We start from the raw sequence: 26,189 nt of genomic DNA on the forward strand, positions 1-26,189 counted from the left end.
TCCTGATTTCAATGGAGAAGATACATTTGAATACAGTGTTTGTGATGATGATGGTTTATGTGATACAGCAGAAGTTACTGTAACAGTAACAGATGAGAACGATCCGCCAGTTGCAGATGATGATAGTGCAGAAACACCAGAAGATACACCAGTAGTAATAGATGTATTAGATGGAGATACAGATTTAGATGGAACTATTGACCCAACAAGTGTAACAATTACTGAAGAGCCAACAAATGGAACGGTAACTGTTGATTCGGTAACAGGAGAAGTAACATACACACCAGATCCTGATTTTAATGGAGAAGACACATTTGAATACAGTGTTTGTGATGATGATGGTTTATGTGATACAGCAGAAGTTACTGTAACAGTAACAGATGAGAACGATCCACCAGTTGCAGATGATGATAGTGTTGAAACACCAGAAGATACACCAGTAGTAATAGATGTATTAGATGGAGATACAGATTTAGATGGAACTATTGACCCAACAAGTGTAACAATTACTGAAGAGCCAACAAATGGAACGGTAACTGTTGATCCGGTAACAGGAGACGTAACATACACACCAGACCCTGATTTTAATGGAGAAGATACATTTGAATACAGTGTTTGTGATGATGATGGTTTATGTGATACAGCAGAAGTTACTGTAACAGTTGACCCTATTGTAGATGCAGAAGATGACAGTTATGTTTTAAATGATATAGAACCTTTGGAAATTGATATATTTGATAATGATGATGATATACCAAATTCTGGAACTTTAGTAATAACTGAAGAACCATTGCAAGGTGAAATTTCAATAAATGATAATGGAACGCCAAATGATCCAAGTGATGATATAGTGACTTATATTCCAAATGATGATTACGTAGGTGATGATATGTTTGAATATACAATTTGTGATGATGAAGGAAATTGTGATACAGCAATTGTTGAAATCTTAGGGCAAGGTGTATTAACAGATTGTGTTATTAGTTTCCCAGGTCAAGGAAATAACGAATATTCTGGATATGGTTTTACTCCAAATAATGATACTTATAATGATTTATTCGAGATTAAATTTATTGAGAATTGTTACCCTGAGTATGAAATTCAAATATTTAATAGATATGGAAATGTAGTGTTTGATTATAAGCATAACGGAAATCCAAGTTCTACACCAAAATGGTGGGACGGAAGATCTTCAGGAAGAATGACATTAGATAATAATGAAATTGTTCCAGCAGGTACATATTTTTACATTATTCATTTAAATAAAGGAGATAAAAAGCCAGTTTCAGGATATATCCACTTAACTAAGTAAAAAAAGAATTAAGCTAGTTATTATTAAATAACTAGCTTATAAAATAAAGTAAGATGAGCAAAATTAGAATATTGTTTTTAGCATTTTTTACACTTGTAGTGTTTAAAAGTTTCGGACAGCAAGATCCACAGTATACACATTATAATTACAATATGAATGTGTTGAATCCCGCTTATGCAGGGTCACAAGGAACATTAAGTATTGGATTATTAGGAAGAACTCAATGGGTTGGAATAGATGGTGCGCCAGAAACATTAACTGCATCCATTCATTCTCCAATCTCGAGAAATATGGGTGTTGGTTTTTCAGTAGTTTCAGATAAAATTGGAGCAATTAGCGAAAACAATGTGTATGCAGATTTTTCTTATACTATTCAAACTTCATATGAAGGTAGATTAGCGTTTGGATTAAAAGGAGGAATTACATTTCAAGATATTAACTTTTTAAGATTGTCAAAAGAACAAGAAAATGACCCTTTATTTAGTGAAAATTTAAATGAAAATTATCCAAATTTTGGAGCAGGTTTATTTTATTATACTAGCAGGTTTTATGCAGGTTTATCAATGCCAAATATTTTAGAATCTCGTCATTTTGAGAAAAAAGGTGGAATTGTAAGTAGCGCTTCAGAGCGTATGCATTACTTTTTTACAACAGGTTATGTGTTTGATGTTTCGCAAGATTTGAAATTAAAGCCATCGGCTATGGTAAAAGCTGTTACTGGAGCTCCAGTATCGATAGATTTATCTGCAACAGCTTTTTTATATAATAAAGTTGAATTAGGATTGTCATGGAGAGTAGATGACTCTGTAAGTGGTTTAATTAACTTTTTAATTCAACCAAATGTTCGATTAGGTTATGCCTACGATCATACTTATTCTAATTTAGGAGATTTCAATTCTGGTTCGCACGAGGTATTTTTATTGTATGATTTAGATCTATCTAGAAGAGATGTAAATTCACCAAGATTCTTTTAATAAATAGTAAAAAAATGATTAAAAAATTAACCATATTATTTGTTGTTTTTACAGCATTTATAGCACAAGGTCAGGAAGATAGATATACAGTTCAAAATTTAAAAATAAATGATTATTATTCAAATTTTGGAACTACATTCTATGGTGAAAATAAAGTTGTTTTTGCTTCGCCAAGAAAAAAATCATATATAGTTAGAAATGTTTGGAAACAAAATAACCAACCGTTTTTAGATTTGTATGTTGGTGAAATGAAGGAAGATGGTCAATTGAAAAATGTTAAAAAATTTGCTAATAATTTAAATACGCGTTATCACGAGGCTGATGTTGCATTTTCTAAAGATGGAAAAACAGTTTTCTTTTCAAGAAATAATTTTTATGAAAGAAAATTAAGGAAAGATTCTACTGGTATTGGATTAATTCAATTGTATAAGGCCGATATATCACCAGTTGGTACTTGGGAGAATGAAGAACCAATGCCTTTTAATAACGATCATTACCAAACAGGGCATCCAACTATAAGTGCAGATGGTAATACACTATACTTTATTTCTGATATGCCAGGAGGTTTTGGTAAAACAGATGTTTACAAAGCAGCAATAAATAGTGATGGCTCTATTGGAGAAGCTATTAATATGGGGCCAACAATAAATACTGCAGGTCGTGAAATGTTTACTTCAATTAGTGGTAATGACGAATTGTATTTTTCTTCTGATGGAAGAGAAGATGGATTAGGGCAACTAGATATTTATGTGTCTAAATTAACATCTGGAAGAATTACTGAACCTCAAAATTTAGGTAAACCTATTAATAGTGAAAAAGATGATTTTTCATTTATAATTAATTACGAGACTAGACGAGGATACTTTTCATCAAATAGACCAAAAGGCAAAGGAGATGATGATATTTATACGTTTATTCAAAATGAACCAATAGAGTTTAAATGTAATCAAATTGTTGAAGGTATTGTAACTGAGAAAAATTCAAATTTAATTTTACCAGGAGCAAAAGTTGTTTTATATGATGAGAAAGGTAAAATTATAGATCAAATAATTGTTGGAGAAGATGCTAAATTTAATTTTGAGGTTGCTTGTAATAAAAATTATAAAGTAATTGGAAGTAAAGAACGATATTCTATAGATGAAAAAGAGTTTTTTACTACAGAAGAAGAAAAACTTGAGTTAGTTTTAGCTATTGAATCTTTTGCATTTACATATGCAGGTGGCAAGTGTAAAGTTAGAATTAATCCAATTTACTTCGACTTTGATAAATCAAACATACGTCCTGATGCCGCACTTGAATTAGATAAAGTATATGATGTAATGATGAGATATCCTGAAATAATAATTGAAGGAGGTTCACATACAGATAGTAGAGGAAGCTATAAATATAATACTGGCTTATCTGCAAGAAGAGCAGAATCTACAGTTCAATATATTATTGGAAGAGGAATTAGTTCTAATAGAATTTATTCTAAAGGTTATGGAGAGTCAGAATTAGTAAACGGTTGTTCAAATGGTGTTGATTGTTCAGATAGCGAACACCAGTTTAATAGAAGAACTGAATTTATCATTGTTAATTATGATGAGATAAGTACAATGTATCCTGAAATTTGTCCACCTCAAGTTGTTTTAACTAAAGAACAAATTAGATTGATTGAACAAGAACAAGATATATTAGAAGCAAGGAGATTAGAGGGGGTAGGAAATGAGTTTTATAGTCAATCTAACAATACCTTTATAAAAATAAATCCTATATATTTTGATTTAAATTCATCAACTTTAACAGCAGATGCAATAATTGAATTGAATAAGGTTGTTGAAGTAATGAAAAAGTATCCTAAAATATTAGTTGAGAGTGGATCTCATACAGATAGTAGAGCAACAAATAGCTACAATGATAAGTTATCATTAAGAAGGGCTAATGCGACTATTAAGTACTTAAAATCTCAAGGAGTTAATACCGATAGATTGTATAGTAAAGGATATGGAGAAACAAAATTAATAAATCATTGTTCTGATGGAGTTAAGTGTTTAGAAAGCGAGCATTTAATCAATAGGAGGACTGAATTCAAAATTTTGAATCCAAACGATATTAATTAGAATACATCTTAGTCTTAATTTAGTGTATTACGTTAAGTTTTTAAAGCCGTTTGTTAGATTGTTTATAACGTGTTGAAAAAAAAACTAATTTTGTTAATCTAAAGGAAAGAAAAAAAGTATTTTGGCTTAAATATATTATGCAAGCATAAAATAATTGATTGTTTTATTCGTTATATATTTAGAGGATAAAAAATAGAAATAAAATATTAGAATACTGAGATTAAAATGTTTAAACCCCAATTTTGGATGTTTTAACTCGACATAGGGATTGCATTTGTAGTGTATTGTAGGGATTAATCTACTTATCAAGCTCTTGAAAAAAAGCCGCTTTATAGCGGCTTTTTGATTTTATAATATTTGATATGTAATTGAATTATTTATAATTCAAACCCTAAATCAACACCTAAATTTTTAGCTATCAATTTTGTTATTCTAGTTTTTAATTGAGGTATCTTAATTTTTTCAACTACATCATTTCCAAAAGCAAATAACAATAAAGCTTTAGCTTCTTTTTTTGGAATTCCACGAGATTGCATATAAAATAAAGCGCTTTCATCCAATTGACCAATAGTACAACCGTGCGAACACTTAACATCATCAGCAAATATTTCTAATTGTGGTTTAGCATTAATTTCTGCTCCATCACTAATTAAAATATTATTGTTTTGTTGAAATGCATTTGTTTTTTGTGCTTCTTGTTCAACAATTACTTTTCCGTTAAAAACCCCAGTGGATTTATCGTCGTAAATACCTTTGTAAAGCTCGTGGCTTTCGCAATTTGGATATTTGTGGTTAACTAAGGTATGATTATCAACGTGCTGCTTATCGTTTAAAATAGATATTCCATTTAAGTTCGAAGTAATGTGCTCACCTTCGTGATAAAATTCTAAATTATTACGAATTATTTTTCCACCAAAAGAATATGTATGCACAGAGGCAATACTTTGTTGCTTTTGAGTAACAAATGTACTGTCTACAATAGATGAATCTTTAGTGTCATCTTGAATTTTATAAAAATCAACTATGGCTCTTTTATGAACAAAAATTTCGGTAACCGAATTTGTAAGTGTTGTATTTTTAGAAAGATTTTGATGACGCTCTATAATTTGCACATGAGAGTTTTCACCAACAACAACTAAATTTCTTGGTTGAAGCATAACTTCTTTTTCTTTACCAGTTGAGAAATTTAATATTTGAATTGGTTTTTGAACAATTGTGTTTTTAGGAATGTTTATAAAAGCACCTTCTTTAGTAAAAGCTGTATTTAATTCAGCCATACTATTGTTATCCTTAGCAATGGTGTTGAAATAATTATCAACAATCATTTTATACTTTGGACGAGTTAATGCAGATGATAATACGCAAACATCGCAATCATCATGAGTTGTATCAGATAAAAATGAATTAAATACACCATCAATAAAAATTAACGTGTATGATTCAATATCGTTAATTAAATATTCCTTAATATCTTTAAACCCAATTGTTTTATCTGTTGATGGAAATAAGCCTAAATCTTTTTTTAATAGAGATTTTAAACTGGTATATTTCCATTCTTCATCTTTTTTAGTAGGAAAACCTTCCTTTTCAAAATTTTGAATTGCTTTTGAACGTATTGAGTGTACGTTTGAATCTAAATCTAAACCACCTTTGTTTTCAAAAGCTAAAAATGAAGAAACTAATTTTTCTTTTAATTCCATAGTGTTTTATTTCAACCAGTCGTAACCTTTTTCTTCTAATTCAAAAGCCAATTCTTTACCTCCAGATTTTACAATTTTACCATTGTGTAATACATGAACAAAATCTGGTACTATATAATCTAATAAACGTTGGTAATGTGTAATAACAATTACTGCATTATCCTTGCTTTTTAGTTTGTTTACTCCATTAGCAACAATTTTTAGAGCATCTATATCTAATCCAGAATCAGTTTCATCTAGAATAGCTAATTTAGGTTCTAACATTGCCATTTGAAAAATCTCGTTACGTTTCTTTTCTCCTCCAGAAAAACCTTCATTTAATGAGCGAGATAAAAATTTACGGTCTATTTCTAATAAATCAGCTTTTTCACGAATAAGTTTTAGCATGTCTTTAGCAGGAAGTTCCTCTAAACCTTTTGCTTTTCTACTTTCGTTTATAGCAGTTTTAATAAAGTTTGTAACAGTTACTCCAGGAATTTCAACTGGATATTGAAAAGATAAAAAGATTCCTTTATGAGCTCTTTCTTCTGGAGCTAAATCATCTAAATCTTCACCATTTAAAATAACTGAACCATCAGTTACTTCATACTCTTCTTTTCCTGCAACTACAGCCGAAAGTGTACTTTTTCCAGAACCATTAGGTCCCATTATTGCGTGAACTTCTCCTGGTTTGATATTAAGATTAATACCTTTTAAAATCTCTTTATCGTTTATGCTTGCATGTAAATTTTTTACTTCTAACATCTTTATAATATTTTTATCCTACGGATCCTTCTAAACTAATTTCTAATAATTTTTGTGCTTCAACAGCAAATTCCATTGGTAATTTATTTAATACCTCTTTACTAAATCCATTTACAATTAAAGCAATGGCTTTTTCGGTATCTATACCACGTTGATTACAATAGAATAATTGATCTTCACCAATTTTACTTGTTGTTGCTTCGTGCTCAATTTGTGCAGTTTTATTTTTTGCTTCAATATAAGGGAACGTATGTGCACCACATAAATTACCCATTAATAAAGAGTCACATTGAGAGAAGTTACGTGCATTTTTAGCTCTAGGACCAATATGTACTAAACCTCTATATGAATTTTGAGAATGTCCAGCAGAAACACCTTTAGAAATAATGGTGCTTTTGGTGTTTTTTCCTAAATGAATCATTTTTGTACCAGTATCGGCTTGCTGAAAATTGTTAGTTACAGCAATTGAATAAAATTCTCCAACCGAGTTATCTCCTTTTAATACACAACTTGGGTATTTCCAAGTAACAGCACTTCCAGTTTCAACTTGCGTCCAAGAAATTTTTGAATTCTTTTCACACAAACCTCGTTTAGTTACAAAATTATAAACTCCACCTTTTCCTTCAGCATCACCAGGAAACCAGTTTTGAACTGTAGAGTATTTAATTTCAGCATCATCTAAAGCAATAAGTTCTACAACAGCTGCGTGTAATTGATTTTCATCACGAGCGGGAGCTGTACAACCTTCTAAGTAACTTACATAACTATCTTCGTCAGCAATTACAAGTGTTCGTTCGAACTGCCCTGTTCCACCTTCATTAATTCTAAAATATGTTGAAAGTTCCATTGGGCAAGTAACACCTTTTGGGATGTAACAGAAAGAACCATCTGAAAATACTGCCGAATTTAACGCCGCATAAAAATTATCTGTTTTTGGAACAATGGTTCCCAAATATTTTTTTACCAATTCTGGATGTTCTTGTATAGCCTCAGAAATAGGCATAAAAATAATCCCTTTCTCATTCAATGTTTTTTTGAATGTTGTTGCTACTGAAACAGAATCTACCACAATATCAACAGCTACATTCGATAAACGTTTTTGTTCATCAATTGAAATTCCAAGTTTTTCGAAAGTTTTTAATAACTCTGGGTCTACTTGGTCTAAACTATCTAATTTAGGTTTTTGAACGGGTGCAGAATAATAGCTAATGTCTTGAAAATTTGGTTTTTCATAATTAACATTAGCCCAATCTGGTTCTTCCATTTCTTTCCAAATACGGAAAGCATCTAAACGCCATTCGGTCATCCATTCAGGTTCGTTTTTCTTTTTAGAAATTGCAATTACAACTTCTTCGTTTAAGCCTATCGGAAACTTGTCAGCCTCAATATCGGTATAAAAACCGTATTCATACTCTTTAGTTTCTAATTCTTTTTTTAAATCGTCTTCGGTAAATTTATTCATTACAAATTTTTAAAGTGAAAAACTTTCGCCACATCCGCAAGTGCGTTGTGCATTAGGATTGTTAAATACAAATCCGGTTCCGTTTAATCCACCAGAATACTCTAATGTTGTGCCCACCAAATATAAAAAGCTTTTTTTGTCTACAATAATTTTTATACCATTGTCTTCAAAAACTTTATCTTCATCTTGGTTTTCTTTGTCAAATTTTAAATCGTATGAAAGCCCAGAGCATCCGCCACTTTTAACCCCAACTCTCACAAAATCAATCTCTGGGTTAAATCCATCATCTTGCATAAGCTCTACCACTTTCTTTTTTGCTATGTCTGAAACTTTTATCATAATTGCTTATATAGATTAATTCTAAATTACTGCAAATATAGTAGAAAAAACGAGTACTACTACTATTTAAAATGGATAAAATTGATAGTGTCATTGATGTTTCTTATTCAAAATTTATAATTTACCTTTGCAAAATGATAGAAGATAAAAACCAATCGCTAACAAGCTTAACAGAATTTGGAGAGTTTAGATTAATAAATCACTTAACTCAAAACTTTAAAATTTCTCAGGAAACCACTGTAAAAGCAGTTGGTGACGATGCTGCAGTTTTAGATTTTAAAAATAAAAAAACACTGGTAACAACAGATTTTTTAGTTGAAGGTGTGCATTTTGATTTAAGTTACATGCCTTTGAAACACTTAGGTTATAAAGCGGTAATGGTTAACTTATCCGATGTGTATGCTATGAACGGTAAAGCATCTCAAATTACGGTTTCAATAGCGGTTTCAAATAGATTTCCTGTTGAAGCGCTAGAAGAATTGTATGATGGTATTTATTTAGCCTGTAAAACATATAATGTAGATTTAGTTGGTGGTGATACTACTTCTTCAACAAAAGGAATGTTGATTAGTGTAACTGCTATTGGTGAAGTTGAAGAAGATAAAGTTGTGTATAGAAGTACTGCTAAACCAAACGATTTATTAGTAGTTACGGGAGATTTAGGGGCTTCGTATTTAGGTTTGCAAGTTTTAGAACGTGAAAAGCAAGTGTTTCAGGTAAATCCAAATTCTCAACCAGATTTAACGGAATATTCATATTTAGTAGAAAGACAATTAAAGCCGGAGGCAAGAAAAGATATTGTTGAATTGTTAGAAGCTTTAGAAGTAAAGCCAACTTCTATGATTGATATTTCTGATGGACTTTCTTCTGAAATTTTACATATTTGTTCGCAGTCTAAAGTTGGTTGTGATTTATATGAAGAAAAATTGCCTTTAGATCCTCAAGTAATTTCTACTTGTGAAGAGTTTGAGTTAAATAGCACAACCGTTGCCTTAAGTGGTGGTGAAGATTACGAGTTGTTATTTACTGTAGCTCAAGATGATTACCCAAAAATTAAGGCAAATCCTAATTTTACAGTTATTGGACATATTACTGAAGAAGCTGTAGGAGCAAATTTAGTTACTAGAGCAAATCAAAAAGTAGAATTAACTGCTCAAGGTTGGACAGCGTTAAAAAGCGAAGATTAATTCAGCTCTTTTTCTGCAAAATAATCGTAGATTAAAGTAATATTCGGAGAAACAGACATTCCGTTAGGATTTAAACCAAGTTCACCTTCTGGTATTTTATGGTTTAATTTAGCATAGTAATTAGTCCAAAATTCGAGTGTTTTATTCGTTTTTGGATCTTTAAATGTCATTGGGTTTAATTGAAACGTTTTTGTGTTTGGATCTGCTTTGTGAAACATTTCATATAGTAATTCTGAACAATAATAGTTGTTGTCACCAATTATATAAACCTTGTCATAAGGTAATCCAATTAATGTTTTACCGTGCTCAATTGCAGGTTTAATTAATGTTCGAAATTCCTTTTTTAATTGACCAACAACAACTTTTGGTTTTCCGTTTATAAGATTTCTGTTTAAAAAATCTGAAATTGAAGATAGTTGTACGCCTTTAGAAACGGCTTCTAAAACTTTTAGTTCGTTATTATCACTTACTACTATACCAATATGAGTAAAATTAAATTTGAGATTGGTTTTTGTAACCTTTTTTATAGCATTATCAATATTTTCTTTATCCAAATCTTGAAAAAGTAAATCACCTTCTTTTAGCTCAAATTGTGTTGTTTGGCAAGACATAACCGTTAATAAGATTAAAGTTAATTTAACTATTTTTAAAAACATTGCTTTGCAAATTTTAAAAGCGTTTCAATTAAATCCTTCTCATTTTCTATATGGCTCATATGTCCATCAGGATATTCAATAACTTTTACTGAAGTATTTTTGGTTTGTTCAATTAACGAGTTGTAATCTAATGCTGGATCTTGTTTTCCAATAATCATTTGAATTGGAAATTTAGCAGTTTTGTAGATAGAAGTTTGATCTTTTCTAATTTTCATTCCTTCCAGTGCAGCAGTAATTCCTTGTGTTGAAATTTTTAGAGCCTCTTTTGTAATACTTTTAATTTCTTTGCTAAAAACACTTCTATTTTCTTCAGAGAATAACATTGGAATTGCTATTCGAATAAACGTTTTATAATTTTGTTTTACTGCAATAATACCTCTATCCCTATTTATTTTTTTTTCTTCAGTATCAGGTAAGGCAGTTGAGTTCATTAAACATAATCCTTTTACATTGTTTGAAAAAAGTTTTGAAAAAGCTAGTGCAATATATCCTCCCATACTATGGCCTACTAAAACATATTTTCGTAAACGTAAACTATTTAAAACAGCTTTAACCATTTTGGCTTGCTCTTCCATAGTATGCACATAACCTAGGTTTTCGCTTTCTCCGTGTCCTAAAAGGTCAATACAAATAACTCTAAAGTTTTTTGAAAGTTGGACTACAGTTGTATTCCACATTGTGTTGTTTTCCAAAAAGCCATGCAGTAAAATAATAGCACTTCCTTTACCTGTTGAAGTAAAATTAACGGTGCTATTTTTATATGAAATTTGCATTAGTTTTTAAGTCCTTTTACTGCAGAAAAAGCTTTGTCCACAACATCATCTTCAACTAAAATAGTAAACTCATTGGTTGTCGAAACAACTTCGTATAACGAAATACCTTCCCAAGCTAAACGCTTAAAAAACTGATAATATAAACCCGCTATTTTTGTATTTTCTTTAGGTAAACCAATAGTAATAGCAGATAAATGATCTTGTACAGCGGTACAAACTTCATTGTCATAAAATTTTTCAATCTGATCTTTAAGAGCAGTTGTAATTAGTACATTACTTTCGTGCACACCACGCGTAAACGTATAAAAAATATGCGGATCGTTTTTAATAATTTCAAGTGTACGTAAATGCGCTTGAATTAACGAGGGTGAGTTTTTAAAAGTGTAATCAGACAAATCTGAACGTACCGTAATATCTCCTAAATTTTGAAGCGCTTTGTTTAGTTTTATTTTGTTGGCCATTTCTTTTGGCGGACTATAACGGCGTAAAGCCATCATAATTGCACCTGTTTTAACAGGTTTACGTAACATTTTTGAAATTGGGTCACGTAATTCTTCAGCCAATGCGCTGTAATTTAAAATGTTTCGCGTTAAAGCGTCTTCTAAAAAAGGTTGAGAAACTAAAATTTCTTCAACACAGGTTGCGATTGTTTTCATAAGTGTTAAATAGTTAACAGTATGTGCAAAATTAGTGTATTATTTTTAAATAAGCACGTTACAACTAAAATCATTTTACTTTTGATGTATAAAATTGAAAAAAATGAAAGTTTTAAAATTTGGAGGAACATCAGTTGGTTCTGTTGATAATATTAGAAAAGTAAAAGAATTAATTGCTGATGGCGATAAAAAAATAGTAGTGCTATCTGCAATGTCAGGAACAACAAATATTTTAGTTGAAATTTCTGAAAACATTAAATCTGGAGATACTGCAGCAGCTTTAAAAACCGTTGAAACATTGTATGCTAAGTATAATGTTGTTATTGATGATCTTTTTGAAACTTCAGAATTAAAACAAGAAATTGGTAATTACGTAGATGCTATTTTTGATTATTTAAGAAGTTTAACTTCAGAAAGTCATACAGAATTGTTGTACAATAAAATTGTATCTCAAGGAGAGTTGCTTTCAACATATATGTTTACAAAGTATTTAATTCAAGAAGGTGTAAACGCTCGTTTATTACCAGCATTAGATTTTATGAGAATTGATAAGTCTATTGAACCAGATGAGTTTTATATTAAGCAAAATTTACAACGTATAATTGATGAAGCATTACCTGCGGATATTTATATTACACAAGGTTTTATTTGTTTAGATGCTTATGGAAATGTTGCGAACTTACAGCGTGGAGGAAGCGATTATACTGCAACTATTATTGGAGCAGTTGTTGAAGCAGATGAAGTTCAAATTTGGACAGATATTGATGGAATGCATAATAACGATCCTAGATTTGTTGACAATACACACGCCATTTCAAATTTAAGTTTTGATGAGGCTGCAGAGTTGGCTTATTTCGGAGCAAAAATATTACACCCTCAAACGGTTATGCCAGCACGTGAGGCAAATATACCTGTTCGTTTAAAAAATACGATGGATCCTGAATCTTATGGAACATTAATTTCTAAGCAAACAGATGGTGATGGAATAAAAGCTATTGCTGCAAAAGATAATATTACTGCCATCAAAATAAAATCGGCAAGAATGCTATTGGCACACGGTTTCTTAAAAAAAGTGTTTGAAATTTTTGAAAAATACGAAACACCAATTGATATGATTACAACATCAGAAATAGCGGTTTCATTAACTATTGATAATGATAAATTTTTAGCTGATATTGAAGGTGAATTAAAGAAATTTTCAAGTGTTGAAATCGATAATGAACAAAGTATTGTATGTTTAGTAGGTAATTCAGTAGTTAGCCATAGCGATACGCATAAATTATTTAAAGTGTTACAAGATATTCCGGTACGTATGATTTCTTACGGTGGAAGTAATAATAATATTTCGTTACTAGTAAATACTAGCGATAAAATTGAAGCACTTCAACATTTAAACGCTTATGTTTTTGAAGGAGTGAATTCATAAAAATTGTGAGAAAGTATTAAAATAATTGGTAAGAAAAGTCTCGAGAGTTCTCGAGGCTTTTTTTATTGTTTATTTAGCTCTTTTATAACAGCTGATGGGTATTTTTTAGTTTCAGTAAAAAATGCTTTTGAGAAAGATTCTGCGTTGTTAAAACCTATTTCAGTAGCTATTGCTTTTATTGAGTATTTTCTAAAAACGGCATCCTCTTTTAATTTTTTAATACAATAGTTGATTCTGAGCGAGGTAATGTATGAACTGAAATTTTTTCCTTTGGAATAATTAACAACTTTTGACAGGTAATTAGAATTGGTACCCAATTGTTTTGCTAATTTTGAAAGTGTTAAATTGTTTTGAGTGAATAAATTTTCATTTTCAAACTGAATTAACTTAGAGTTAATTTGCTCAATTACTTCCGTAGATATATCATTAATATTTAATGATTTTTTTGGTTTTTTAATAAGTTCGGTTTGTTTGCTGTTTTTTATAAGGGTTTCAAATTTTACTTTAAGACTTTTTTGTTTTTTATAGTAAAAATAGAAGAACACACAGCTACTAATTCCAATAGTACTCAATAAAACAATTAACCAATAGTTTTTCTTTGTTTTAGAAGAGAGTTTCTTAATAATTTTTTCTTTTTCAGCTAAAAGTTGAGGTTCGTCGTATTCTTTTTGAATTATTCTATTAAGTGTTTTTGTATTCTTGTAAATTAAACTATCTACTGTTAATAGTTGATTTATGTACAATAATTGCTTTTTAGTGCTGTCCTTTTTTTTGTAATAATTAATAAAGAATTCTTTTACTTTTCTTGTTTCAGGCATTAAATCGTTAGTAACATTGTAAATAGAATCTGCTTTTGAAAAGTAGTAAAAAGCTTCTTTTTTTTTGTTTAAGCCATTTAAGGTACTTCCAAATAAATAATTAAAGTTAAAATGATTTATAATGGAATTTAATGAGTCTGTTTTTTTTATATGTTGAAGTATTTGAAGTGTTTTAGTATAGTTTTTTTTATGAAGCTCAATTTCGGCTATTATCTCACTGTAATACAGGTTGTTACTGGTATTGTCTTCATTTTTTTTATATTTTTTTGCGTAAAAATATGCTGAATCATATTGTTTGTTTAGTATGTGACAATATGATAAGTATTTAAAAGCCTCAGATTTAATACCGTTGTAATTTTGTGAAAGATTATTTTCGTTAAATTTTTTAATCACATCATTAAAATGGATAATAGCTTCATCTTTATCTCCCCAAATAGCTTTTAAAATCCCAATATGTAGTTGAATGGCTATTAGGTTTTCAACCTTATTGTCCTTACTTATTGAATTTTGTGCTAATATTAAATTTTTAAGAGCTTCATCATATAGTCCATTATTTAGCTGTAAGAAACCTTTCCATAAATAGCCATGACTTCTATAACCATCATAGTTTTTCTTTTTTGTGATATAAATTATACTGTCTAAATATGTGATATTGAGAGGGTCGTCTTGATAAGAAGCAACTTGAGAATAACCATAAGTAATTCGTAAAGAGTCTTTTTCTTTTTTTGCTTTATTTAAGTACGAAAATGAATACAAATCTTGTAAGAATGGATTATCTGTGTTTTCATTTTTTTTTGAATAAAGTTCTTTATAAGTATACTGTTTTAAGCTATCAGGAATAACTGTTTTGTAATCTTGCGCAAAACCAAGTTGCGAAAAAGAGAAAATTATTAATAGAATTAAATATTGTAAAATAAAGGGATGTTTATTACTGTACATAGCTTATTTACTGCAATTTTTTTAAGTGACAAAAATAAAAAAACAAGTCTAAATTCATAAATGTAGACTTATAAAATTTTTAAAACTGTAGGGAATAAGATACTTTTGAAGTTCAACTCAAAAGAATGGTAAATATTATCATGACTGGGGAAGATTGTTATGAATTGAATTAAAAAACTCGAATCATTTGATTCGAGTTTTTTATGTTTTAAGCATTCATTAACTCTTCAATTTCCTCTGCTTCAATAGGAATGTTTTTCATTAAGTTTATTGGCGCTCCATTTTCTTGAATTACAACATCATCTTCAATTCGTAAGCCTAAATTTTCTTCAGGAATATAAATTCCAGGTTCAACAGTAAATACCATACCGGCTTTCATAGGAGTTTTTAATTCACCGTAATCGTGGGTGTCTAGCCCTAAATGATGGTAGGTTCCGTGCATAAAGTATTTTTTATATGCAGGCCAATTTGGGTTTTCATTTTGAACATCAGCTTTGTCAATTAATCCTAAACCTAATAATTCTGAAGTCATTAGTTTTCCAATTTCTTTATGATTTTCAGCCCATAATGCACCTGGAACTAATAATTTTGTAGCTTCATTTTTTACGCGTAAAACAGCATTGTAAATCGCTTTTTGTCTATCGGTAAATTTTCCACTTACAGGAATTGTACGTGTCATATCACTTGAATAGTTAGCATATTCAGCTCCAACATCCATTAGCAATAAATCACCAGCTTTACATTCTTTATTGTTTTCAATATAATGCAACACACAAGCGCTGTAGCCTGAACCTATAATTGGTGTGTAAGCAAAACCTTTTGATCTGTTTCTTAAAAACTCGTGCATAAATTCGGCTTCAATTTCGTATTCCATTACACCAGGTTTTACAAAAGGTAAAATTCTTCTAAACCCTTTGTTGGTAATATCACAAGCTGTTTGTATTTGCTTAATTTCTTCTTGTTCTTTAACTCCACGAAGCTTTGACATTATTGGAAAACTCCTTTCCCATTTATGAGCAGGAAACCTATCTTTCACTTTTTTAATAAAACGGTCTTCACGAGATTCCATTTCAATAGCAGAACGGTAATGTTCGTTGGTGTTGAAGTAGATAGTGTCAACTTCAGACATTAAATCAGCAAACACTTTATCAAATTCATCTAACCAATAAATAGTTTCAATACCAGAAACTTCTCGCGCTTCTTCTTTTGAATATTTTTTTCCGTACCAAATAGCAATATGTTCGTTAGTTTCGGTTAGGAATAATATTTCTCTATGCTTGGGATTTACAGCATTTGGACATAAAACTAAAATACTTTCCTCTTGGTCCGCACCACTTAAATAAAAGATATCACGTTGTTGGTGAAAAGGTAAAGTAGTATCTGCTCCAGGTGTATAAACATCATTTGAATTAAAAACGGCAATTGAGTTAGGTTTCATTTCTGAAATAAATTTTCTGCGGTTTTTAATAAAGAGTTGGTTGCTAATTGGTAAGTATTTCATTTTAATGTGTTTTAATTAAGAGTAATTCCGTTAACCTGAACTTGTTTCAGGTTCGCATCATTATTGATTATTAGTGAGATGAAATTCTGAAATAAATTCAGAATGACGGCCGAACTTTGTTATTTTAAGTAACTTCATATTTGTTATCTCAAACAAAGTTATAAATTTGTTAGATATCAAAGTTTAAAAACTTCCTATTATTTATGCAAAAACTAATCGTATTTCTGTTAATTTCGGTTATTTCAATACAAAGTTACAGTCAGAAAAAGCAAGCTTATCAAATTTTTAATTCAAAAGGGAAAAAGGTTTCTTATAAAAAAATGTTGAAGAAAATGAGTAAAACTGATGTTGTTTTGTTTGGAGAACACCATAATAATTCAATAATACATTGGTTACAGTTAGAAGCTACTAAAGATTTGAGTAACAAAAGAGAATTAACATTGGGAGCCGAAATGTTTGAAGCTGATAATCAAATTCAACTAAACGAATATTTGTCTGGAAAAATAGATCAAAAAGCATTTGATACGGTTGCAAGGTTATGGAGTAATTACAAAACCGATTACAAACCATTGGTTGATTTTGCTAAAGAAAATCAATTTAAATTTATTACAACAAATATTCCTAGAAGATATGCGAGTAAAGTGTTTAGAGGAGGTTTTGAAGCTTTAGAAACATTAACTTCTGAAGAAAAAAGTTGGATGGCTCCTTTACCAATAAAATATGATGCAAACTTACCAGGTTATGTAAAAATGAAAAGTATGATGGGCGGTCATGGGGGTGATAATTTACCAAAAGCACAAGCGGTAAAAGATGCAGCAATGGGATATTTTATTCTAAAAAACAGAGAACAAGAAAAGCTGTTTATCCATTACAATGGTTCGTATCATTCAGATAATTTTGAAGGAATCTATTGGTATTTAAAACAAGATGAACCTAATTTAAATATTGTAACAATAAGTATTTCAGAGCAAGAAACTATTAAAAAATTAAAAGAAGATAATAAACAAACAGCCGATTTTATTATTGCTGTTCCAAGTTCAATGACCAAAACATATTAAAATGAAAAAACTAACCATCCTTTTTAGTCTATTATTTATTTCCTTCGGAATAAATGCCCAAGAGTCTTTAGTTAAAAATGTAGCATTTACCAATATTGGGCCGACAGTTATGAGTGGTCGAGTGGTAGATATTGATGTAAATCCTGAAAAAACTACCGAGTTTTATGTTGGTTATGCTTCTGGAGGAGTTTGGTACACCAATAACAATGGAGCTTCATTTGCACCAATTATGGATTCAGCAGAAACAATTAATGTTGGTGATATTGCTGTAGATTGGAAAAATGGAACCATTTGGGTTGGAACAGGAGAAAGTAATTCATCTCGTTCATCGTATGCAGGGATTGGTGTTTTAAAAAGTACCGACAAAGGGAAGACTTGGACAAATACTGGGTTAAAAGATTCGCAACATATAGGTAGAATTATTATCAATAAAAACAATCCAAACGAAGTTGTAGTTGGTGTTGTTGGTCATTTGTACACACCAAACAAAGAGCGTGGAATTTATAAAACTAGCGATGGTGGGAAAACTTGGAATAATACTTTATTTATTAATGAAAATACTGGAGTAATTGATGTTTCGGTTTCGCCAACCGATTCAAATGTTTTATTTGCTGCAACTTGGGAGCGAGATAGAAAAGCGTGGAATTTTACTGGAGATGGAGAAGGTTCTGCAATTTATAAAAGTGAAAATGCAGGAAGTACTTGGGTGAAAATTTCAACTAAAAAAAGCGGATTTCCTGTTGGTGATGGAGTTGGAAGAATTGGTTTAGCCACTTTTGATAATAATGTGGTTTATGCTTTGTTAGACAATCAGAATATGCGACCAGCAAAGAAAAAGAAATCACAAGTTGGCTTGAAAAAAGATGATTTTAAACACTTTTCTAAAAATGAATTTTTAAAATTAGATAAAAAGGATTTGAATGAATATTTAAAAGAGAATCGTTTTCCAAAGAAATATTCAGCAAAAAATGTAAAAGAATTGGTTGAAAAAGGAAAAATTGAACCGATAGATTTGGCTAAATATTTAGAAGATGCAAATTATATTTTATTGAATTCTGAAGTAATAGGAGCAGAGGTTTATAAAAGTGAAGATGGCGGAAAAACGTGGAAGAAAACACATAAAGATTATTTAGATGATGTGTATAGCTCGTACGGTTATTATTTTGGAATTATGGCTGTAAATACTTCAAACCAAAACAAAATTTATATTGGTGGAGTTCCGTTGTTAAAATCTGATGATGGTGGAAAAACTTTTTCTTCAATGTGGAGAGAAAACGTGCACGCCGATCATCAAGCATTGTGGATAAATCCAAATTTAGAAGGCCACGTAATCAATGGGAACGATGGAGGAGTAAACATAACTTATGATGATGGTGAGAATTGGTATAAAAATAATTCACCAGCCGTTGGTCAATTTTACGCAATAAATGTAGATAATAAAAAAACATACAATGTGTATGGAGGATTGCAAGATAATGGTGTTTGGTATGGCCCAAGTACTTACAAAGCTTCAAAAAATTGGAATAGTACAGGTGAATATCCTTACAAAAGTTTAGGTGGAGGAGATGGAATGCAAGTTCAAATTGATAGCAGAGACAATAATGTGGTGTATTCTGGTTCACAGTTTGGTTATTATTTTAGAACAAATACTGAAACGGGTGATTATTTAAGTATTCATCCAACACACGAATTGGGCGATTCTCCGTACCGATACAATTGGCAAGCTCCAATTTTGTTGTCGCCACATAACCAAGACATTTTATATATTGGAGCAAATAAGTTATTGCGCTCAATGGACCAAGGTGAAAATTTTGATGTAATTTCAGAAGATTTAACAACTGGTGGAAAAAAAGGAAATGTACCTTATGGAACCTTAACTACCATTTCTGAAAGTCCATTTAAATTTGGATTTATTTATGTTGGAAGTGATGATGGATTTGTAAATGTTACTGAAAATGGAGGAAATAGTTGGACTAGAATTTCTGATAATTTACCGCAAGGTTTATGGGTTTCAAGAGTTATTGCTTCAAAATTTGAAGAAAACAGAGTTTATGTAACGTTGAATGGTTATAGAAACGATGATTTTAAAACCTATGTGTATGTAAGTGAAGATAAAGGAAAAACGTGGAAATCTATTGTCTCAAATATTTCTGATTCTCCTGTAAATGTAATTAAAGAAGATGCTGAAAACGAAAACGTATTGTATGTTGGAACAGATAATGCGTTGTATGTTTCTCTAAATAGAGGTGAAAGTTGGGAGCAATTTTCAAAAAATTTACCACCAGTTGCAGTGCACGATGTAGTAATTCAAAACGAAGCTAAAGATTTAGTGGTTGGAACACACGGACGCTCTATATACAAGGCGAATATTTCGGGAATTCAACAGTTTGAAAAAACAAAAGGTAAAGATGTGGTAATTTTTAATGTAAAATCAATGCGTCATTCTTCACGTTGGGGAAAATCTTGGAGTAAATGGATGCCATTAAATGAGCCAGAAATATCAATTCCTTATTTTGTAAATGCATCAGGAAATTATACTGTTGAAATTTTAGCAGAAGACGGAACCAAGTTAAACGGTTTTAAAGTAGAAGCTTCAAAAGGCTATAACTATTTTGTGTACGATGTTTCTACTTCAGAAAAAGTGGTAAAGAATTATTTTACAAAAAAGAAAATTAAAGTTGAAAAAGCGCAAACTGAAAAATACTATTTGCCTAAAGGAAAATATACAGTGAAAATAGGTGAAGCTACTTCTGCTTTTGAGTTGAAGTAATTTTATAAGGTGAATATTTGCTTTTGTAGGTAAGAAAGGAAAGTGAGAATGGGAATAAAATTATGCTTGTCATTCCTGCGAAAGCAGGGATCTATTAGGTTTAGTAGTAAAATTATACTGTTTTTTTTAATAGTTGTTAACTTTCAACTAAATGCGCAATCCAATTGGAAAGGTTTTTGGAAACAATCTACGCCAATTAAATGTTGGGTAGTAACGCATCCTTTTAAAGCAAAAAAAGCTCAAATAATTTCAGAAGAAACAAAACAAATTACCGACTCTATTGCAAAAACAAATTTGTTAGATGGTGATAAATTTGGTGGGCAAGTAGATGCTTTTCGTCACGCGTATTGGATGGCGCGTTTACGGCAAGAAATTGGAAAAGGCGCTTCATTATCTTTAGGAAGAGCTTATGAACGCAGTAATAAAAAATCCTTCAGAAAAAGTAAGCGTAAAGGTGAGATTTCTGGTTATGATAAAGTTTCAAAGCAAATGGACTTGTTTAATAACAAGGTTGGGGTTACTTTTACTAAAAAGAGAGAAATTATTCAGAAAAATGAATTAATTAATGAAATTATTAATTCAATTAAGGAAGGAAAGTTTAAAATTATTAAAAAAGATTCAGCCGGTAATTGTTTAGATTGTAACGGTAAAAAATTAAGCAAAACAAAACATAACGATTGGAAAAGTTTAAAATGTTTAGTTTTTTCTAAACTATAAATTATATATACAAAAGCTTATTTTTAAGTAAGTTTATTAATAAGTGTAATTATTACGTTTATATTTGTGTTTTGGTATAATAATTGTACCGAAATGCATATTAAAATTAAATTTTTATAATGAAGAAGTTATTCATTTTATTCTTGTTTTTAGGTAGTTTTTTGGCTTCTGCTCAGTCAAATTCAAATAATTCAGATTTAAACTTGTATTTAGATTGTGGTAAATGTGACCACGCTTATATAAAACAAAATTTAAGTCATGTGAATTTTGTAAGAGACCAAAAGTATGCAGATGTTTATATTTTAGTTAGAACTGAGCGAAATGGTAGCGGAGGAGTAAAATATAGTTTTGAATTTCAAGGGCAGCATAGGTTCAAAAAAATGAGAAATAGGTTAAGTTTTTCAACAAAATCGGATGACACTAGTGCTGAAAAAAGAGATTTAGTTTTTGAATACTTGAAACTTGGTTTAGTGAAATTTTGGCTTAGAAGTGGAAATGATGATGTTATTTCAGTTCAGTTAAAAGAAGAAGATAAAACTGCTGTGGTAGAAGAAGTAAAAGATTCTTGGAATAAATGGGTGTTTAACGTTGGGCTTAGAGGAACTTTTAGAGGTGAAGAGGTTAAGGAAACTAAGTATTTAAATTACAATGCCTCTGCAAAAAGAGTTACAGAGAAAAACAAATTTTTTATTAGGGTAAGTAGAAGTAATGATAAAAAAATATTTAGAAAGGATAGTGGAACTACCATAACTCGTCAAGAGTCCACTTCGTTTTCATTTTCGAATGTTTTTAGTTTAAATAATCATTGGTCAGCAGGTTTTTTTGGAGGAATGTATGAGTCAACATATAAAAATTTCGATTTATCGTATTGGTTGAGGCCTGCAATTGAGTATAATTTTTTCGATTATAAGCAATCTTTTAAAAAGCAATTGGTTCTTTCATATAGAGTTGGTGGATCACAAAACAATTATATTGAGACAACTATTTTTGATGAAGATGAAGAATTGTTATGGGAACATAGTTTTAATTTAGGTGGAGCAGTGCAGCAAAAATGGGGAAATGTTTCTGGAGAAATTTCTTATAGTAGTTATTTGCACGACACGTCTTTAAGTGCTGTTTCTTTCGATTTGGGTACAAACTTTAGATTGTTTAAAGGGTTTTCTTTAAGTTTAAATGGTAGCTACGATATTACAGATAATCAAGTAAACTTAGCTGCTGGAGATTTAAGTTTAGAAGATTTATTACTGGCTCAAAAACAAGCACAATCAGGTTATAAATATTCGCTTAGGTTTGGGTTAAACTATTCATTTGGATCTATGTATAATACAATTGTTAATCCAAGATTTAACTTCTAAAATAAAATTTAACAACTTTTTTAAATTGAATGAAGTTTAATAAATACTTCTAAATATGTCTTTTTTATGCCAAATAAAGACTGTTTTTGGTATATGCTTGTTAATTTATTAGGTATTTAGAGTTGTTATTTTATAACCATTCTAAATAAAGCTAAAAGGTTAATTTATCTTAAATACAAAAGGAGAAATGAGTATCTTTGTAGCTTCAAAAAAAATAATAAAAAATGAGCGTTTTATCATCATCAATTGCAAGGAAAGTAGCCATGGCATTGTCAGCACTATTCCTTATCATTTTCTTAATTATTCATTTAGCAGTTAATTTAACATCATTATTTAGTGCAGAAGTTTTTAACGAAGCATCTCACTTTATGGGTACAAATCCTTTAATACAGTTTGCTATGCAACCAGTATTAATTTTTGGAGTTGTATTTCACTTTGTAATGGGGTTTGTATTAGAGCTAAGGAATAAAGGAGCAAGAAATGTAAAGTATGCTAAGTTTAACGGAGCTGCAAGTTCTTCTTGGGCATCTAGAAATATGATTATTTCTGGAGCTGTTATTTTAGCTTTTTTAGTAATTCACTTTTTAGATTTTTGGATTCCAGAAATAAATACCAAATACGTTTTAGGCGATATGACTGGTATGCATAATGGAGAATTCAGATATTTTGAAGAGTTACAGCACAAATTTGTTCCAATGTGGAGAGTTGCTGCCTATGTAGTAGCATTTGTATTATTAGGAATGCATTTAATGCACGGTTTTCAATCGGCATTTCAATCAATGGGATTCAATAACAAATACTCTAGTTGTGTAAAAACATTTGGAAAGTGTTATTCAATTGTAATTCCATTAGGATTTATTATTGTTGCATTATTTCACCACTTTAACCATTAATCTTAGAAGAATATGACTACTTTAAATTCAAAAGTACCTCAAGGTCCAATTAAAGATAAATGGACAGTTTATAAAGAAAACGTAGATCTTGTAAATCCAGCAAACAAACGTAATATTGATATTATAGTTGTTGGAACTGGTTTAGCAGGAGGTTCTGCAGCAGCATCGTTAGCAGAATTAGGATATAACGTAAAAGCTTTTGCTTACCAAGATTCTCCACGTAGAGCGCATTCAATTGCAGCTCAAGGAGGTATCAATGCAGCAAAAAATTATCAAAACGATGGAGATTCTAACTATCGTTTATTTTACGATACAGTAAAAGGAGGAGATTACCGTTCACGTGAAGCAAACGTATTTCGTTTAGCTGAGGTGTCTGGAGCTATTATTGATCAATGTGTTGCTCAAGGTGTACCTTTTGCACGTGATTATGGTGGGTTATTAGACAACCGTTCATTTGGTGGTGTATTAGTATCTCGTACTTTTTACGCTAAAGGACAAACAGGACAACAATTATTATTAGGTTGTTATTCTGCAATGAACCGTCAAATTGCTCGTGGAAAGATTGAAATGTTCAATCGTCACGAAATGTTAGACGTAGTAAAAGTTGACGGAAAAGCAAGAGGAATTATTGCACGAGATTTAATTACTGGAGAAATTGAGCGTCATTCAGCTCACGCAGTAGTTATTGCAACAGGTGGTTACGGAAATGTATATTTCTTATCTACTAACGCAATGGGATCTAATGCAACTGCAGCTTGGAAAATTCATAAAAAAGGAGCATTCTTTGCAAATCCTTGTATGACACAAATTCACCCAACGTGTATTCCACGTTCAGGAGATTACCAATCTAAATTAACGTTAATGTCTGAATCATTACGTAATGATGGTAGAATTTGGGTTCCAGCAAAAATGGAAGATGCTAAAGCAATTCAAGAAGGTAAATTAAAGCCAACTGCAATTGCTGAAGAAGATAGAGATTACTATTTAGAAAGACGTTACCCTGCATATGGAAACTTAGTACCACGTGATGTTGCATCGAGAGCTGCAAAAGAGCGTTGTGATGCTGGTTTTGGTGTAAATGCAACTGGTGAAGCTGTTTATTTAGATTTTGCTTCTGCAATTAACCGTTACGGTTCTGAGCAAGCAAAAATTAAAGGAATAGAAAACGCATCTAAAGAAGTTGTTACAGAATTAGGTGAAGCTGTTATTGAAGCTAAATACGGAAACTTATTCCAAATGTATGAGAAAATTGTTGATGACAATCCATACAAAACACCTATGATGATTTACCCTGCAACACACTATACAATGGGTGGTGTTTGGGTTGATTATAACTTAATGACAACTGTTGATGGTTTATACTGTATTGGTGAAGCAAACTTCTCTGATCACGGTGCAAACAGACTTGGAGCTTCTGCATTAATGCAAGGTTTAGCTGATGGATATTTTGTATTACCTTATACTATTGGAGCTTATTTAGCTGACGATATTAGAACTGGTAAAATTCCAACAGACACTAAAGAGTTTGATGAAGCTGAAAAAGAAATTAAAGACAAATTAGAGTTCTTTATCAATAATAACGGATCACACTCTGTAGATTATTTCCACAAAAAGTTAGGTAACATAATGTGGGAAAAAGTTGGAATGGCTCGTAATGAGAAGCACTTAAAAGAAGCTATTAAAGAAATTCAAGAGGTTCGTGAAGATTTCTGGAAAAACGTAAAAGTTCCTGGAGATTTAAATGAAATGAATGTTGAATTAGAAAAAGCTGGTAGAGTTGCTGATTTCTTAGAGTTAGGTGAATTGTTTGCTAAAGATGCATTAAACAGAAACGAATCTTGTGGAGGTCATTTCCGTGAAGAATATGTTACTGAAGATGGTGAAGCATTACGTGATGATGAAAATTACGCATATGTAGCAGCTTGGGAATATACAGGAAAACCAAGTGAAGCAATTTTACATAAAGAACAATTAGAATTTAAAGATATCGAATTAAAAACTCGTTCATACAAATAAGAAAGATTATGAATTTAACGTTAAAAATTTGGAGACAAAAAGGGCCGCAAGAAAAAGGTCAAATGGTCGAATATAAAGTAACTGATATTTCAGAACACATGTCTTTCTTAGAAATGATGGACATTTTAAATGAAGGTCTAGTTGCTAAAGGTGAAGTGCCAATTGCTTTTGATCACGACTGTAGAGAAGGTATTTGCGGTATGTGTTCATTACATATTAATGGTGAACCACACGGACCAGATAGAGGTATAACAACATGTCAGTTACACATGCGTACTTTTAAAGATGGAGATACAATATATATCGAGCCATGGAGAGCAAAAGCATTCCCGGTAATTAAAGATTTAATTGTAGATCGTATGGCTTTTGAGCGTATTCAACAAGCAGGTGGTTACATTTCAGTAAACACTTCAGGAAATACGCAAGATGCAAATGCAATTCCTATTCCTAAATTAGATGCAGATTTATCTATGGATGCTGCAGCTTGTATTGGTTGTGGAGCTTGTGTTGCTAGTTGTAAAAACTCATCGGCAATGTTATTTGTTTCGGCAAAAGTATCTCAGTTTGCATTATTGCCACAAGGTAAAGTAGAAGCTGCAGACCGTGTTAGAAATATGGTAAAACAAATGGATGATGAAGGTTTTGGTAACTGTACCAATACTGGAGCTTGTGAAGTGGAATGTCCTAAAGGAATTTCATTAGAAAATATTGCACGTATGAACCGTGAGTATTTAAAAGCAAGTATTATCTAAAAAATACATTTTAGAATACATAAAAAAACCCTGTTTCAGAAA

Annotated in this window: 21 protein-coding genes; 12 read left to right on the forward strand and 9 right to left on the reverse strand. The window is 30.8% G+C overall.

Features of this window, described 5'->3' with window-relative positions; genetic code table 11:
* The 3 genes from BLU40_RS15840 to BLU40_RS15850 form a co-directional block, all read left to right on the forward strand.
* Nucleotides 1–1,312 (forward strand): Ig-like domain-containing protein (locus tag BLU40_RS15840; RefSeq protein WP_139170979.1); only part of this gene is annotated, 1,312 nt, incomplete at its 5' end.
* A 53-nt stretch (nucleotides 1,313–1,365) separates the two neighbouring features.
* Nucleotides 1,366–2,286: a PorP/SprF family type IX secretion system membrane protein gene (locus BLU40_RS15845; RefSeq protein WP_090125940.1), complete on the forward strand. Its 921-nt coding sequence runs from the start codon at nucleotides 1,366–1,368 to the stop codon at nucleotides 2,284–2,286.
* Between the two features lie 14 nt (nucleotides 2,287–2,300).
* Nucleotides 2,301–4,385 (forward strand): OmpA family protein, encoded by a 2,085-nt coding sequence (locus BLU40_RS15850; protein ID WP_090125943.1) that lies wholly within the window; start codon nucleotides 2,301–2,303, stop codon nucleotides 4,383–4,385.
* 377 nt (nucleotides 4,386–4,762) lie between these two features.
* On the opposite strand, the gene sufD is transcribed toward BLU40_RS15850, so the two are convergent.
* The 4 genes from sufD to BLU40_RS15870 are packed head-to-tail and all read right to left on the reverse strand — an operon-like array spanning nucleotide 4,763 to nucleotide 8,630.
* Nucleotides 4,763–6,085, reverse strand: coding sequence for a Fe-S cluster assembly protein SufD (gene sufD / locus BLU40_RS15855; RefSeq protein ID WP_090125946.1), 1,323 nt, complete (start codon nucleotides 6,083–6,085; stop codon nucleotides 4,763–4,765).
* Nucleotides 6,086–6,091: 6 nt separating this feature from the next.
* Nucleotides 6,092–6,829, reverse strand: coding sequence for a Fe-S cluster assembly ATPase SufC (gene sufC / locus BLU40_RS15860; protein ID WP_090125952.1), 738 nt, complete (start codon nucleotides 6,827–6,829; stop codon nucleotides 6,092–6,094).
* 13 nt (nucleotides 6,830–6,842) lie between these two features.
* On the reverse strand, nucleotides 6,843–8,291 hold the full coding sequence (sufB, locus tag BLU40_RS15865) for a Fe-S cluster assembly protein SufB (RefSeq protein ID WP_090125955.1): 1,449 nt from the start codon (nucleotides 8,289–8,291) through the stop codon (nucleotides 6,843–6,845).
* Nucleotides 8,292–8,300: 9 nt separating this feature from the next.
* The gene (locus tag BLU40_RS15870) at nucleotides 8,301–8,630 is read right to left on the reverse strand and encodes a HesB/IscA family protein (RefSeq protein ID WP_090125958.1); all 330 of its coding nucleotides are present in this window, start codon (nucleotides 8,628–8,630) and stop codon (nucleotides 8,301–8,303) included.
* Between the two features lie 134 nt (nucleotides 8,631–8,764).
* Here BLU40_RS15870 and thiL point away from each other — a divergent pair, with 134 nt between their 5' ends.
* Nucleotides 8,765–9,817 carry a thiamine-phosphate kinase gene (thiL, locus tag BLU40_RS15875; RefSeq protein ID WP_090125961.1) on the forward strand — a complete coding sequence of 351 codons (1,053 nt, stop codon included), beginning with the start codon at nucleotides 8,765–8,767 and terminating at the stop codon, nucleotides 9,815–9,817.
* On the opposite strand, the gene BLU40_RS15880 is transcribed toward thiL, so the two are convergent.
* From BLU40_RS15880 to BLU40_RS15890, 3 genes are read right to left on the reverse strand one after another with little or no spacing between them, the layout of a single operon-like run.
* On the reverse strand, nucleotides 9,814–10,473 hold the full coding sequence (locus BLU40_RS15880) for a YiiX/YebB-like N1pC/P60 family cysteine hydrolase (RefSeq protein WP_090125964.1): 660 nt from the start codon (nucleotides 10,471–10,473) through the stop codon (nucleotides 9,814–9,816). The two genes, thiL and BLU40_RS15880, sit on opposite strands and share 4 nt — an antisense overlap.
* Nucleotides 10,464–11,246, reverse strand: a complete 783-nt coding sequence (locus tag BLU40_RS15885; RefSeq protein WP_090125966.1) for an alpha/beta fold hydrolase — start codon at nucleotides 11,244–11,246, stop codon at nucleotides 10,464–10,466. The genes BLU40_RS15880 and BLU40_RS15885 overlap by 10 nt, the downstream gene beginning before the upstream one ends.
* Nucleotides 11,246–11,902, reverse strand: coding sequence for a hypothetical protein (locus tag BLU40_RS15890; protein ID WP_090125969.1), 657 nt, complete (start codon nucleotides 11,900–11,902; stop codon nucleotides 11,246–11,248). Before BLU40_RS15890 ends, BLU40_RS15885 begins: the two co-directional genes overlap by 1 nt.
* Before the next feature lie 103 nt (nucleotides 11,903–12,005).
* Here BLU40_RS15890 and BLU40_RS15895 point away from each other — a divergent pair, with 103 nt between their 5' ends.
* Nucleotides 12,006–13,328, forward strand: coding sequence for an aspartate kinase (locus BLU40_RS15895; protein ID WP_090125971.1), 1,323 nt, complete (start codon nucleotides 12,006–12,008; stop codon nucleotides 13,326–13,328).
* 62 nt (nucleotides 13,329–13,390) lie between these two features.
* Here the strand turns inward: BLU40_RS15895 and BLU40_RS15900 are convergent, their stop codons facing one another.
* Together BLU40_RS15900 and BLU40_RS15905 are read right to left on the reverse strand one after the other, a co-directional pair.
* Entirely contained in the window at nucleotides 13,391–15,085 is a 1,695-nt protein-coding gene (locus BLU40_RS15900) for a helix-turn-helix domain-containing protein (RefSeq protein WP_090125974.1), read from the reverse strand.
* Between the two features lie 208 nt (nucleotides 15,086–15,293).
* Nucleotides 15,294–16,586, reverse strand: coding sequence for an aminopeptidase P family protein (locus BLU40_RS15905; protein ID WP_090125977.1), 1,293 nt, complete (start codon nucleotides 16,584–16,586; stop codon nucleotides 15,294–15,296).
* A 203-nt stretch (nucleotides 16,587–16,789) separates the two neighbouring features.
* On the opposite strand from BLU40_RS15905, the gene BLU40_RS15910 reads away from it, so the two are divergent.
* From BLU40_RS15910 to BLU40_RS15940, 7 genes are all read left to right on the forward strand, one after another.
* On the forward strand, nucleotides 16,790–17,644 hold the full coding sequence (locus BLU40_RS15910; protein WP_090125980.1) for a ChaN family lipoprotein: 855 nt from the start codon (nucleotides 16,790–16,792) through the stop codon (nucleotides 17,642–17,644).
* Between the two features lies 1 nt (nucleotide 17,645).
* Nucleotides 17,646–20,414, forward strand: a complete 2,769-nt coding sequence (locus BLU40_RS15915; protein ID WP_090125982.1) for a VPS10 domain-containing protein — start codon at nucleotides 17,646–17,648, stop codon at nucleotides 20,412–20,414.
* 48 nt (nucleotides 20,415–20,462) lie between these two features.
* Nucleotides 20,463–21,131, forward strand: a complete 669-nt coding sequence (locus BLU40_RS15920) for a DUF6973 domain-containing protein (protein WP_245729966.1) — start codon at nucleotides 20,463–20,465, stop codon at nucleotides 21,129–21,131.
* 119 nt (nucleotides 21,132–21,250) lie between these two features.
* The gene (locus BLU40_RS15925; protein ID WP_139170980.1) at nucleotides 21,251–22,486 is read left to right on the forward strand and encodes a hypothetical protein; all 1,236 of its coding nucleotides are present in this window, start codon (nucleotides 21,251–21,253) and stop codon (nucleotides 22,484–22,486) included.
* A 224-nt stretch (nucleotides 22,487–22,710) separates the two neighbouring features.
* Complete coding sequence (locus BLU40_RS15930) at nucleotides 22,711–23,379, forward strand: succinate dehydrogenase cytochrome b subunit (RefSeq protein ID WP_090125988.1); 669 nt, start codon at nucleotides 22,711–22,713, stop codon at nucleotides 23,377–23,379.
* A 12-nt stretch (nucleotides 23,380–23,391) separates the two neighbouring features.
* Nucleotides 23,392–25,395 (forward strand): fumarate reductase/succinate dehydrogenase flavoprotein subunit, encoded by a 2,004-nt coding sequence (locus tag BLU40_RS15935; protein WP_090125991.1) that lies wholly within the window; start codon nucleotides 23,392–23,394, stop codon nucleotides 25,393–25,395.
* Nucleotides 25,396–25,403: 8 nt separating this feature from the next.
* Nucleotides 25,404–26,147, forward strand: a complete 744-nt coding sequence (locus tag BLU40_RS15940) for a succinate dehydrogenase/fumarate reductase iron-sulfur subunit (protein WP_090125994.1) — start codon at nucleotides 25,404–25,406, stop codon at nucleotides 26,145–26,147.
* Nucleotides 26,148–26,189 lie beyond the last annotated feature (42 nt).

Source organism: Lutibacter oricola (assembly GCF_900106565.1).
Classification (GTDB): domain Bacteria; phylum Bacteroidota; class Bacteroidia; order Flavobacteriales; family Flavobacteriaceae; genus Lutibacter; species Lutibacter oricola.

What these genes read in the sequence shown, in the direction of transcription:
- BLU40_RS15845 (WP_090125940.1), top strand. Translation starts at nt 1,366, where the DNA reads ATGAGCAAAATTAGAATATTGTTTTTAGCATTTTTTACACTTGTAGTG.
- BLU40_RS15850 (WP_090125943.1), top strand. Translation starts at nt 2,301, where the DNA reads ATGATTAAAAAATTAACCATATTATTTGTTGTTTTTACAGCATTTATA.
- sufD (WP_090125946.1), bottom strand. Translation starts at nt 6,085, where the DNA reads ATGGAATTAAAAGAAAAATTAGTTTCTTCATTTTTAGCTTTTGAAAAC.
- sufC (WP_090125952.1), bottom strand. Translation starts at nt 6,829, where the DNA reads ATGTTAGAAGTAAAAAATTTACATGCAAGCATAAACGATAAAGAGATT.
- sufB (WP_090125955.1), bottom strand. Translation starts at nt 8,291, where the DNA reads ATGAATAAATTTACCGAAGACGATTTAAAAAAAGAATTAGAAACTAAA.
- BLU40_RS15870 (WP_090125958.1), bottom strand. Translation starts at nt 8,630, where the DNA reads ATGATAAAAGTTTCAGACATAGCAAAAAAGAAAGTGGTAGAGCTTATG.
- thiL (WP_090125961.1), top strand. Translation starts at nt 8,765, where the DNA reads ATGATAGAAGATAAAAACCAATCGCTAACAAGCTTAACAGAATTTGGA.
- BLU40_RS15880 (WP_090125964.1), bottom strand. Translation starts at nt 10,473, where the DNA reads ATGTTTTTAAAAATAGTTAAATTAACTTTAATCTTATTAACGGTTATG.
- BLU40_RS15885 (WP_090125966.1), bottom strand. Translation starts at nt 11,246, where the DNA reads ATGCAAATTTCATATAAAAATAGCACCGTTAATTTTACTTCAACAGGT.
- BLU40_RS15890 (WP_090125969.1), bottom strand. Translation starts at nt 11,902, where the DNA reads ATGAAAACAATCGCAACCTGTGTTGAAGAAATTTTAGTTTCTCAACCT.
- BLU40_RS15895 (WP_090125971.1), top strand. Translation starts at nt 12,006, where the DNA reads ATGAAAGTTTTAAAATTTGGAGGAACATCAGTTGGTTCTGTTGATAAT.
- BLU40_RS15900 (WP_090125974.1), bottom strand. Translation starts at nt 15,085, where the DNA reads ATGTACAGTAATAAACATCCCTTTATTTTACAATATTTAATTCTATTA.
- BLU40_RS15905 (WP_090125977.1), bottom strand. Translation starts at nt 16,586, where the DNA reads ATGAAATACTTACCAATTAGCAACCAACTCTTTATTAAAAACCGCAGA.
- BLU40_RS15910 (WP_090125980.1), top strand. Translation starts at nt 16,790, where the DNA reads ATGCAAAAACTAATCGTATTTCTGTTAATTTCGGTTATTTCAATACAA.
- BLU40_RS15915 (WP_090125982.1), top strand. Translation starts at nt 17,646, where the DNA reads ATGAAAAAACTAACCATCCTTTTTAGTCTATTATTTATTTCCTTCGGA.
- BLU40_RS15920 (WP_245729966.1), top strand. Translation starts at nt 20,463, where the DNA reads ATGGGAATAAAATTATGCTTGTCATTCCTGCGAAAGCAGGGATCTATT.
- BLU40_RS15925 (WP_139170980.1), top strand. Translation starts at nt 21,251, where the DNA reads ATGAAGAAGTTATTCATTTTATTCTTGTTTTTAGGTAGTTTTTTGGCT.
- BLU40_RS15930 (WP_090125988.1), top strand. Translation starts at nt 22,711, where the DNA reads ATGAGCGTTTTATCATCATCAATTGCAAGGAAAGTAGCCATGGCATTG.
- BLU40_RS15935 (WP_090125991.1), top strand. Translation starts at nt 23,392, where the DNA reads ATGACTACTTTAAATTCAAAAGTACCTCAAGGTCCAATTAAAGATAAA.
- BLU40_RS15940 (WP_090125994.1), top strand. Translation starts at nt 25,404, where the DNA reads ATGAATTTAACGTTAAAAATTTGGAGACAAAAAGGGCCGCAAGAAAAA.